Source organism: Sinomonas sp. (assembly GCF_051955515.1).
GTDB lineage: Bacteria > Actinomycetota > Actinomycetes > Actinomycetales > Micrococcaceae > Sinomonas.
Genome location: NZ_JBQCGQ010000042.1, coordinates 1 through 10568, shown reverse-complemented (window position 1 = coordinate 10568; position 10568 = coordinate 1). Strand labels below are relative to the sequence as shown.

Here is a 10568-nt window from a genome sequence, read left to right as displayed (position 1 = left end):
TGACGACGGAGCTCGTCTGCCGTGGAGAGCCCGCACCCTGTGAAGAGGTCGAAGGTGCGGAGCACCTGCTCGTGGAACACGGTGACGCCATGGGTTTCGGCGAGGAAGGGCTTCATGTCCGGGTGCGGGTAGCGCTCCGGCGCGAAGCCGTGCCGGTACTCGAGGAACGGGCGAACCATGTCCGACTTCATCGGTCCCGGCCGGAAGAGCGAGATGTCGATGAGGAGGTCATTGAACGTCCGCGGAGCCAGCTTGCCCACGAGCTCCCGCTGCCCGGGTGACTCGATCTGGAAGCAACCGAGGGTGTGGGTCGAACGGATGAGCTCGAACGTGGGCTCGTCGTCGAGCGGAACGGCGTCAAGGTCGACGTGGGCGCCCTCGATCCGCTCGATCTCCCGGACGGCGAACGCCATCGAACTCTGCATCCGCACCCCGAGCACGTCGAGCTTGAGCATGCCCATCGCGTCCATGTCGTGCTTGTCGAACTGGCTCATCGGCAGGCCCCTGCCGCTCGGCTGCACCGGCGTGCGGTCGAGCAGGCGCGCGTCCCCAAGGATCACACCACACGGGTGCATCGAGATGTGCCGCGGGAGCCGGTCGAGGCGTTCCGTCAGGTCGACCAGGAGTTCAAGCTGCTGGTCCCTCCCCACCTGCCCGGCCACGTCGCGCAGTTCCGGCTTCTCCGCGAGCGCCTCGCGGAATTGGCTCGCGGAGAACCGCCACAGCTGCTTGGCGATGTCGCCGACTTCGTCGCCGTCCAGCCCGAGCGCGAGGCCTGCGTCCCGGACGGCGCCGCGGGCCCGGTAGCCGTTCTGCATGCTCATGAGAGTGACCCTCTCGGCGCCGAAGCGCTCGAAGATCTTCCTGTACACGGTGTGCCGCTCGGCGCTCTCCACGTCGAGATCGATGTCCGGCAGGGTCGAGCGATCGCGCGAGAGGAACCGCTCGAACACCAAGTCATGCCGCAGAGGGTCCACGTGGCTGATCCCGAGGGAGTAGTTGACCAGGCTCGAGGCGCCCGAGCCCCGTGCCGCCGAGCGGACGCCCATGCCGCGGATCATCTCCGCGACCTCGGCCACCGTGAGGAAGTAGGCGGCGAAACCGAGATTGCCGATGATCTGCAGCTCATGATCCAGTCGCCGCAGGACCCGTTCCTCCTCGTCGCCCTTGAGCCCCGGGAAACGCTGCGAGATCCCTGCGCGGGCGCGTTCCGACAGCTCCTGGAACGGCTCCCCCGAGATGCCGATGACTGCGGCCTCCGGGACAACGGGCCGCTTCCAGCCCAAGTCCCCCACCGGATCGAGTCGGCACCGGTCCGCAATCCGCTCGGTATTGCCCAGCAGGTTCGCCAGGTCCTGCCCGCCGAGCCCCGCTGCCCTGATGATTTCCCGGCCCAGCGTGTGCATGAGCGCAGTCGGCTTGAGCCACGCCTGCCCCGTCGGATGGAGTCCTTCGGCTCCTGGCGCACCCTCCCCGTCGTGCAGGCGGTCCAGCGGGGTCAGCGTCCGGGCAGCGTCCAGCACGTCCGCGGTCGCGGCGCCGTCGGCATCGAGGTAGCGGACGGCGTTGGTGAGGACCGCGGGGACGCCGTGCTCGCTCGCGAGGCGCAGCATCCGCACCGCGTGGCTGGTGCTCAGCGGCTCGCCCGGTGCGCTCAGATGGGTCACGAGTTCGACGGCGAGCACGCCCGCCGGCATCGCCTCGAGCCACTCCCGGAAGAGCGTGCGCGGACGCAGGAACCGTCGACCGGACATTGCCCGCCCCACGTCCGAGTCGGGGCCGATCAGGACCGTCAGGACGGGCCGCCCCGTGTCCGGATCGAGGCATCGGGCGGCGAGCTCCGAACGCAGGACGCCGACCGGGACGGGGCTGTTCGCCTTGCCCGTGGTGGCAGCGTGCGCGTCCGAGACGAGGCGGCACAGCGCCTTCCACCCCGCGCCGCCGTTGCGTCCCTGCGCGAGGACGACGACACGTCCCGCCACGCCGGCCGACCCGCGCCGGTTCCTGCGCGCACCTGGGCGACTGCCGCCGTCGTGCTCGCCGCCTTCATCGTCGGGTTGCGCCAGCACCGCGAGGTCGACGCCCACGATGGGATCGATCGCCGCCCGCTCGCATGCCGCGACGTGCTTGACGCTCCCGTACAGGCCGTCGCGGTCCGCGCAGGCGAGCGCAGAGGCCCCGTCGGCGACGGCTGCCTCAACGAGATCCTCGGGCCACGAGACGCCGTAATGAGCGCTGAAGGCGCTCGAGACGTGCAGGTGGGTAAAAGCTTCCGCCACGTTCGAAAACGCTCCTGAATCGAATATATCTTCGAAGTTCAGTGTAGCGAGGCCACGGGCAATAATGGGCTCCATGTGTGGCAGGTATGTCATGGCGCGCGCCGTCGGTGACCTCGTGGCCGAGTTCGACGTCGACGAATCCCTCGTCGAAGCTATCGAACCGTCCTACAACGTAGCCCCGACCGATCCAGTGCCGATCGTTCTGGACCGGCGCGACAAGGAGACCAAGGAGCTCTCCCGCAAGCTCGTGACCGCCCGATGGGGCCTCGTCCCGGCCTGGTCGAAGGACACGAAAGGTGCCGCCCGGCTCATCAACGCCCGGCGCGAGACGGTGACCGAGAAGCCCTCCTTCCGGAAGGCTGCCACCCAGCGGCGCGCCCTCGTCCCGGCGGACGGCTACTTTGAATGGCAGAAGGAAGAGGTGGACGGCAAGGTCACGAAGATCCCCACGTATCTCCACGCTCCCGGCGAGGGCGTCCTGGCGTTCGCGGCACTGTTCGAGAACTGGCCGGATCCCACCCTTCCCCAAGGGCACCCCGATCGGTGGCTCAGGACGTGCACCATCATCACGGGCCCGGCGTCAGACGCCTTGGGGTACATCCACGATCGCACCCCTGTCATCGTGCCGAAGGATCTGTGGGCGGACTGGCTCAACCCCGAGATCACGTCCGAATCCGATGTCCGCAGCCTCATCGACACCATGCCCGAGCCTCACCTGATGCCACGGGTGGTGAGCAGCCTCGTGAACAGCGTGCAGAACAACGGGCCCGAACTCATCGAGCCCGTCTGATCTCCCTTCCCCGAGCGCCGGATGCCTGACAATCGAGCACGGATATTGGGCGTTGCAGTTGACCTACCTTCACTGGGCATTCCATCGCACGGGGTGTCCGCACCTTCGGCTGACGCGAGTCCTCGGACATGGCCTGATAGTGCCGTAGGGCACGTTGCCCGGGAGGCTAACGGACGCCGCGGGTGGGTGCGGTGGTTGGCCTTTGGCGGAATCAGCCTACTGGGTGGCCGTGGGAGCAGTGGTCCTGACCTGGGGGGATCTCGTGTCCTTGGATGCAGGTCCGCTCGGGCGGGAGGGGCTGCTCGTGGGAGGTGAAGAAGATCCCGCTAGACCCGCCGGCCACGCCTGCTTCCTCTCGCTTGAGCCACTCGCCCAGGTGCAGCCCGTGGCGCCTTGGGCGCTCCCCGGATGCATGCTCCGTGTGCTCGGATGGGTTCTTGGCCATTGACATCGCGACCTTTCTTTAGGGGCTCGGGGCCAGGGGCGCTCATGGGGAACCGCAGAGGGAGTTGAGGGCCTCTCCGAGCGCGGAAAACATCTGCTCGATGATCGTGGCGCGCTGCCGGTCCCCGCTGGGATCCTCGGCTGTGCCCGGCAGGGGCTGCGGCATAACGGTCATGGTCGCCGTGTACCTCCCGTCGCTGCTGGAGACCGCGGCGGTGATTGCGTCCCCCTGATTGCCCACGGTGTGGAACGATCCGCTGGCCGTGCAGCCCGGTGGGCCCTTCGCGATCCCGAGGGCGTAAGGTGCGGGGCCCACTCCCTTCTCCATCTGCGCAAGCGAAGAAGGCGAAGTGAGCCTGCCCCCGAACAGGGCGGCGAGGAAGGTGTTCACATCGGCCGTCGTCGAGGTCAGCCCCTCGCTGGAGGAGCCGACGGAGTGGATGTTGTCCGTGGTGTCGATCCTCTGCCCGTGCAGGGTCATGTATCCGTGGAGGATGTCCTTCTGGGTCAGGTCGAGCTGGGCCATGGACGTGTGAGCCAGCCCGAGCGGGGCGATAACCTCCTCGTTGAGCACGTCGGGGAAGGGCTTCTTCCGGAGCGCCTGGACAAGCAGGCCGAGGGCTATGTAGTTGGTCTCGGACCACTGGTACGCGCCGACGCTGCTGGCGGGCCACGGCTGGCCGCCCGCGTCCCTGAGGGCCTGTTCGAGGGGCAGGGGCTGGGACAGTGCGGGACGGAAGTCCACCCCGCCGATCGACGCCGGGACGTAGCTGGGGATGCCGGAGGTCTGGGAAAGCAGCTCCCGGACGGTGATGGGGCCGGGCGGGTGCAGTTCGGACTCGAAGCCGGGGACGACGTTGTTCACCGGGTCGTCGAGGCCGATGAGGCGGTCGTCGACGAGCTTGAGGACCGTGACCGCGGTGAGGGTCTCGGTGATGGTGCCCACCGAGACTCGGTCTCCGGCCTGCGCCGGGTCATGCGTGTCGAGGGTCCGCACCCCGTAGGCATGCGACCATGTCCCGCCGGGCCACTTCACCTCCACCACGGCGGAGACCGCGCCGCTGTCGATGAACAACCGCGCCTGTTCGTCGAGGGGACCGACAGCCGATGGGCTGGTGGCGGTGGAGGACGTGGAGCCGCCGGTGCCCGAATCTTGGCAGGCGGTCAGCAGGAGCGCCAGGAGCAGGAGTCCTGCTGCGCGGGGCCTGGGGGCCATCGTGAACACCGTCCCGTATTCGAAAGAGACGAGAACAGCCGGGCGGAACGCCCTGGAAGGCGCATGCAGTGAGCGCCAATGACCCAGCGCGACCATATTAAGCCCGGAACCGGGGCAGGCGAGAGGCCTCGGTTCCTCTTCTCGACAGGCGCGTCCCGTCCCGTTGAGGGATCCTCTACAGGCGCCAGTCGGGGGTCTGTGGCTCGTCGATAGTTGAGGATGGCCGGATTGGGGCCGGAGTTGGAGGACTAGTGTCCGCGAGATGCTCGCTGCGGGCCGGGTTCTGGTACGAACTCGCCGCTGCGGACCGTCCTCTCGTTCGCCCTTGGTCCGGCGGGCTGGCTGCCCAAGACCGTGCGGGTGAGTGTTTCGGATTCGGCCATGAGCCGGGCTGTCGCATCGTCCAAATGACGGTCTCGTGGCTCTGCGTCCTCTTCTGCGGCGCCCAGCACAGCCCGTCGGATGAGTTCCTTGGCCAGCGACGCTGTCGTGCCCCCGGTGAGTGCGGCCGCCCGGTCCAGCGCGGCGTCCGAGAAGCCCAGGCCGCGCCCGTACAAGGCCAGCAGGGCGCGGCGCTCGGTGAGTCCGGGGAGCGGGAGTTCGACCGCGAGGTCCACGCGGCCCGGGCGCTGCGCGAGTGCCCGTTCGAGCATGTCGACCCGGTTTGTCGTGAGGACGAACGCGATGTCGGCGTCTCCGTCCAGCCCGTCGAGGGCGTCGAGGATCTCGAACAGTAGGGGCTGCGGTCCTGCCCCGAGGCTGCGGTCCTCGGCTACGAGGTCGACGTCTTCGAGCACGACGATCGACGGGGTCAGCGCCCGGGCCATCTGCGCTGCCTCGCTCACCCGGGAGAGCGAACGCCCGGCCATCATCAGCACGGTCGTGCCCTCGGAGGCCCCGAGGAGGTGCCGCACCGTATGCGTCTTGCCGGTGCCCGGCGGCCCATAGAGCAGGAGCCCGCGCTTGAGGTGCTGTCCATGTGCCGTGAGGGCGGCGGCCTGCCGGCCTACGGCGAGGGTGTGGTGTCGGATCCGCGAAAGGACCCCGGGCGGGAGGATGATGTCTTCGGCGGGGATCTGGGGGCGTTCGACGAACGTGATGCCTCCGGAAGCGGGTGCGCGGCCGGGTCCGAACCCGGCGGCGGAGAGGACGACCGCCTGGCCCTTGAAGATGCTCTCCCGCTCAAGGCGCTCACGGAGTTCGGAGAAGAGGCGGGAGACGGCGTCCTCGTCGGCGGCGATGACCTCCAGCGAGGGGATGAACCGCTGGTCGTTGGGGGATGCCCCGCGCTGCAGGATCGCGACCGGGACCTCGTAGTACCGGAACAGGCGGAGCCCGAACTGCAGCGTGCGGCGCTGCTGGCTCGGCCCCACCGGGGCGTTCGAATAGTCCGGCTGCGACACGGCCGGGAAGGAGCGGCCGAGGGGACCGGGATCCAGCATGCCCCGCAGGTCTGCGTGCATGCGCATCTGGCCGCCCCCGACGCCGATCACCCGAGCGGACGGATCGCGGCTGGCGATCCCGTCGAGAACCAGGTCCGTGTCGACCAGGCGGAGCAGCTGAATGGGCTCGATGACCACGGCCGCTTCGCCCGGATCCGTCCCGAGGTGCTCGCGCACCATCTCCCGCACAGTACTCCCCGGGCCGCCCCGCGCACCGTCGGCGGAGATCCGCACGAGCTCGCCGAAATCGTCGATGAACCTCCCCAAAGCCTCATCCATGGCCCGAGCCTAGCAACAAGCCCGATGTTCGGACTGCTGCGCGGCCTGGCTTCGCCACCGCGTCGCACTTGGATCTTCAATCGCTCCTGAGAACGACGAGGCGAATACCCGGGACACCTTGCCGTAGTAGAGGTCGCACCGAGGATGGGGTGGAAGGCTTGGGCCGCCTTTGCGCCTCCGGAGCCGTCGAGTCAGCCATCGTGCTCTGGACACTGGAGATTACGTCGTGACGGCTGCGTGCGACGGCACGCCGCAAGCGCTGCTGACCCTGTCCCAGCAAGGGACCGGCAGCGGGTCGGACGAGATCATCCCCCCTGCGGCATCCCGCATACCGCCGAAGTCCACTTCATGGCTGGACCCGTCTCGACCCGCATCACACTCCCAGATGGCAGGACTGCATCGGCCTACGCTGGCGCCGGGGTATGCATCACGAAGAACGTGCCCTGATAGTGGGATGCCACGGGTGGTGAGCAGCCTCGTGAACAGCGTGCAGGACAACGAGCCCGAGCTCATCGAATCCGCCGAGCCTGAGGGGCGGGAGCGCCTCTTCCAGTAGGGTGAACCGCATGTCCACCCCACCCACGCCGTATCTCCTGTTCGAGGGGAACGCCCGCGAAGCGCTGACCTTCTATCGGGACGTGTTCGGCGGTGAGCTCATGCTTTACACCCGTGCCCAATTTGGGCGTGACGACGAGCCTGGCGATGCCGTCGCCCACGGGATCCTGACCGGAGCAGTCGACCTCTTCGGCGCCGACGCGGACAACGGCTCCAGCGGGGTTCGCACGGAGGGCCTCATGCTCTCGCTCCTGGGCGCCTCGGACGAAACCACGCTGCGGAGCTGGTTCGAGCGTCTTGCCGCGGGCGGCCGAGTTGTCGATGAGCTGCAGGAACGGCCCTGGGGCGCTTCGGACGGGCAGGTCATTGACCGTTTTGGGCTCCACTGGCTCATCGGCTTCGAACCGGCAGACCGCAGCTGACCCTGCGGGCCGTCAGGAATACTTGGATGTGGGGACCCGTTGGTTCTGATGAAAATACCCAAGACCGAGGAGTACACCTATGGACGACTTCACCCCTGCCGATGGCACTGTCACGATGTTCTCAACGACTTGGTGCGGCTACTGCAACCGGCTGAAGAAGCAGCTGGACGCGAAGGGCATCGGCTACACCGAGGTCAACATCGAAGAGGTCGAAGGCACGGCGGAGCTCGTCGAGAAGCTCAATGGTGGCAACCGCACCGTCCCGACGGTCATCTTCCCGGACGGCACTGCTGCAACGAATCCTTCTGCGGCGCAGGTGCAGGAGAAGCTCGGGGTCTGACCCGAGACCCTCGTCGGATGTGATTTGCATCACCTCCGGTGGCCCTCCCCTAGGATGGCATGGGCATCATGGCTCAGTCATTCGTCGGGGAGACACCGGAGGTTTTTCATGTCCCAGACCGTCCACGAGGTCAAGGCAGTCGTCGTCCGAGAGAAGGGCGCACCTGCGACCATCGAGACGATCCTTGTTCCCGATCCCGGACCCGGCGAGGCTCTCGTCGACGTCCTCACCTGCGGGGTCTGCCACACGGATCTCCATTACAAGCTCGGCGGCATCGGCAACGATTACCCGTACCTGCTGGGCCACGAATCCACCGCCGTCGTGAGCGCGGTCGGCCCCGACGTCACCGACGTCAAGCCGGGTGACCGCGTCATCCTCAACTGGCGGGCCGTCTGCGGCCAGTGCCGCGCGTGCAAGAAGGGGCAGCCGCAGTACTGCTTCGCCACGCACAACGCGACGCAGAAGATGACGCTCCAGGACGGCACGCCACTGTCCCCCGCCCTCGGCATCGGTTCCTTCGCTGAGAAGACCCTGGTTGCCGCTGGCCAGTGCACCAAGATCGACGACGACGTCGACCCGGCCGCCGTCGGCCTCCTCGGCTGCGGGATCATGGCCGGTATCGGCGCCGCTATCAACACCGGTGCCGTCCAGCGCGGCGAGTCAGTGGCCGTCATCGGCTGCGGCGGCGTGGGGATCGCGGCCATCGCGGGCGCCAAGCTCGCCGGCGCGACGACGATCATCGCCGTCGACCTCGACCCCGCCAAGGTCGAACTCGCCAAGAGCCTCGGGGCGACTCACGGGGTCGTCTCCCGCGAGCAGGACCCGATCGAGGCCATCCGCGACCTCACGAACGGCTTCGGCGCGGACGTGGTGATCGACGCCGTCGGACGCCCGGAGACGTACAAGCAGGCGTTCTACGCGCGCGACCTCGCGGGCCGTGTGGTCCTCGTCGGCGTGCCGACGCCCGAGATGACGCTCGAGCTGCCGCTCCTCGTCGTCTTCGGGCGCGGTGGGTCCCTCAAGTCCTCGTGGTACGGCGACTGCCTGCCCAGCCGCGACTTCCCCATGCTCGTGGACCAGTACAAGCTCGGCCGCCTCCCGCTCGACGCGTTCGTCACCGAGCGGATCGGCCTCGGCGACGTCGAGGTTGCGTTCGAGAAGATGCACCGCGGCGAGGTCCTGCGCTCGGTGGTGGAGCTCTGATGGCGGCGCAGATCGAGCGGCTCGTCACGTCGGGGACGTTCTCCCTCGACGGGGGCACCTGGGACGTCGACAACAACGTGTGGATCGTTGGCGATGACTCCGAGGTCATCGTGATCGACCCCGCACATGATGCTGTGCAGGTCGCCGACGCCGTGGCCGGCCGGACCGTGACCGCCGTCCTGCTCACGCACGGGCACGACGACCACATTCGCCACGCCCGCGAATTCGCCGATAAGGTCGGTGCCCCTGTGCACCTGCACCCGGCCGACCAGATGCTCTGGGAGGCCGTCTACCCGGGCACTCGGCCCGACGCCGAGATCGCCGACGGCCAACGGTTCGCAGTGGGGGGCACCGAGCTCGTGGCACTGCACACGCCGGGCCACTCCCCTGGTTCCGTCAGCTTCCACGTGCCGGAGCTGGAGACGGTCTTCACCGGGGACACCCTGTTCCAGGGTGGTCCCGGGGCGACGGGTCGCTCGTACAGCGACTTCCCGACCATCATCGAGTCGATCCGGGAGCGCCTCCTCACCCTCCCGGCAGCGACCGTGGTGAACACGGGTCACGGCGATTCGACGACCATTGGGGCCGAGGCGCCGCACCTGCAGGAGTGGATCGACCGGGGCCACTGACCACCCCCGCTCCCTCCCGCCGCTCCGTCCCGCCGAGGTCGGGTCCCCCACCGCCGAAGTCGGGTCCCCCACCCCCGAAGTCGGGTCCCCCACCGCCGAAGTCGGGTCGTGTGCCCCCGACATCGGGTCCCCCGCAACCGAAATCAGGTCTCCTGAGGGGGCGACGACGGGTGACAGCTTTGTCAAGCAAGCCGCCACCCGTCGTCGTCCTTAACCCGCACGGCCCGACCTCGGCGGCACCAGGCCCGACCTCGGCGCCACACGGCCTGACCTCGGCGGTGGGCGGCCCGACCTCGGGAGGCCTACGCGCCCGAGGCCAGAGCGCCCCGCTCCCGGTACATCGCGAGGAGCGCTTGCTCGACCGTGGCGACTGTCAGCTCGGGGACCAGATCGTCGGCGGCCCCGGCGGTCGAGGGCTCGAACGGCAGCTCGAGGGCGCGATACACCTCGGTGAGGACCTTCCTCACAGGAGCGGCGTCGCTGACGACGATCACCGACGAGAACAGCCACGCACCAGCCACGACACGCTGCGCGGTGCCGACGAGCTTGACGGGAGGGGCGTCCCGCGGAACGCCGTGCACGCTGTACTCGCCTGGGCAGTACTCTCCGGGGATCTCGCCGACCCGGGCCTCCACGCCGAGGCCTCGGAGCACCTCCGCGTAGAGCTCGCCGAAGACCTCGAAACGGTGACGGTGCCCCACCATCGCCTCGGCGGCGGGCTCGATGTGGTCCACGATCAGCGTGCCCTCGTGGTACGCGGCAGCGCGACCGCCGGCTTTTCGCACGACCGGTTCGAAGCCGAGGGCGCGGGACGCCTCGCGCGCCGCGTCAAATCCGGGGAGACGAGTGTCCCGCTGGCCGAACGCCATGGTCGGCCCGGGCCGGTACAGGCGCAGAGTGGGGCCACGGAGACCGCGCTTCACCTCGTCGAGCAGTTCAGCGGCACGGGCCAGCTGCCCGGCGCGGTCG

The 10568-nt window shown here is 68.5% G+C and carries 9 protein-coding genes; 5 read left to right on the top strand and 4 right to left on the bottom strand.

Annotated features, from left to right (window positions below; translation table 11 throughout):
• Positions 1–2279: PHP domain-containing protein (locus ACTHL9_RS02240; protein ID WP_440517040.1), on the bottom strand; the 2279-nt coding region annotated here is incomplete at its 3' end.
• Between the two features lie 73 nt (positions 2280–2352).
• Between ACTHL9_RS02240 and ACTHL9_RS02235 the strand changes: the two genes are divergently transcribed.
• Positions 2353–3069: an SOS response-associated peptidase gene (locus ACTHL9_RS02235; protein WP_440517039.1), complete on the top strand. Its 717-nt coding sequence runs from the start codon at positions 2353–2355 to the stop codon at positions 3067–3069.
• Positions 3070–3556: 487 nt separating this feature from the next.
• On the opposite strand, the gene ACTHL9_RS02230 is transcribed toward ACTHL9_RS02235, so the two are convergent.
• A complete protein-coding gene (locus tag ACTHL9_RS02230) occupies positions 3557–4729 on the bottom strand; it encodes a serine hydrolase domain-containing protein (RefSeq protein WP_440517038.1) in 1173 nt (390 codons plus the stop codon).
• 248 nt (positions 4730–4977) lie between these two features.
• Positions 4978–6450: an AAA family ATPase gene (locus ACTHL9_RS02225; RefSeq protein WP_440517037.1), complete on the bottom strand. Its 1473-nt coding sequence runs from the start codon at positions 6448–6450 to the stop codon at positions 4978–4980.
• Positions 6451–7016: 566 nt separating this feature from the next.
• On the opposite strand from ACTHL9_RS02225, the gene ACTHL9_RS02220 reads away from it, so the two are divergent.
• From ACTHL9_RS02220 to ACTHL9_RS02205, 4 genes are all read left to right on the top strand, one after another.
• Complete coding sequence (locus ACTHL9_RS02220) at positions 7017–7427, top strand: VOC family protein (protein ID WP_440517036.1); 411 nt, start codon at positions 7017–7019, stop codon at positions 7425–7427.
• Positions 7428–7506: 79 nt separating this feature from the next.
• Complete coding sequence (locus tag ACTHL9_RS02215; protein ID WP_440517035.1) at positions 7507–7767, top strand: mycoredoxin; 261 nt, start codon at positions 7507–7509, stop codon at positions 7765–7767.
• 108 nt (positions 7768–7875) lie between these two features.
• Positions 7876–8970 (top strand): S-(hydroxymethyl)mycothiol dehydrogenase, encoded by a 1095-nt coding sequence (locus ACTHL9_RS02210; protein WP_440517033.1) that lies wholly within the window; start codon positions 7876–7878, stop codon positions 8968–8970.
• Positions 8970–9599 (top strand): MBL fold metallo-hydrolase, encoded by a 630-nt coding sequence (locus ACTHL9_RS02205; RefSeq protein ID WP_440517032.1) that lies wholly within the window; start codon positions 8970–8972, stop codon positions 9597–9599. The genes ACTHL9_RS02210 and ACTHL9_RS02205 overlap by 1 nt, the downstream gene beginning before the upstream one ends.
• Before the next feature lie 302 nt (positions 9600–9901).
• On the opposite strand, the gene ACTHL9_RS02200 is transcribed toward ACTHL9_RS02205, so the two are convergent.
• A partial coding sequence (locus tag ACTHL9_RS02200) for a lipoate--protein ligase family protein (RefSeq protein ID WP_440517031.1) occupies positions 9902–10568 on the bottom strand: 667 nt, incomplete at its 5' end.

Bases quoted from the DNA above. Each gene is read 5' to 3' on its own strand.
- ACTHL9_RS02230 (WP_440517038.1), bottom strand. From the start codon at position 4,729: ATGGCCCCCAGGCCCCGCGCAGCAGGACTCCTGCTCCTGGCGCTCCTG.
- ACTHL9_RS02225 (WP_440517037.1), bottom strand. From the start codon at position 6,450: ATGGATGAGGCTTTGGGGAGGTTCATCGACGATTTCGGCGAGCTCGTG.
- ACTHL9_RS02205 (WP_440517032.1), top strand. From the start codon at position 8,970: ATGGCGGCGCAGATCGAGCGGCTCGTCACGTCGGGGACGTTCTCCCTC.
- ACTHL9_RS02210 (WP_440517033.1), top strand. From the start codon at position 7,876: ATGTCCCAGACCGTCCACGAGGTCAAGGCAGTCGTCGTCCGAGAGAAG.
- ACTHL9_RS02220 (WP_440517036.1), top strand. From the start codon at position 7,017: ATGTCCACCCCACCCACGCCGTATCTCCTGTTCGAGGGGAACGCCCGC.
- ACTHL9_RS02235 (WP_440517039.1), top strand. From the start codon at position 2,353: ATGTGTGGCAGGTATGTCATGGCGCGCGCCGTCGGTGACCTCGTGGCC.
- ACTHL9_RS02215 (WP_440517035.1), top strand. From the start codon at position 7,507: ATGGACGACTTCACCCCTGCCGATGGCACTGTCACGATGTTCTCAACG.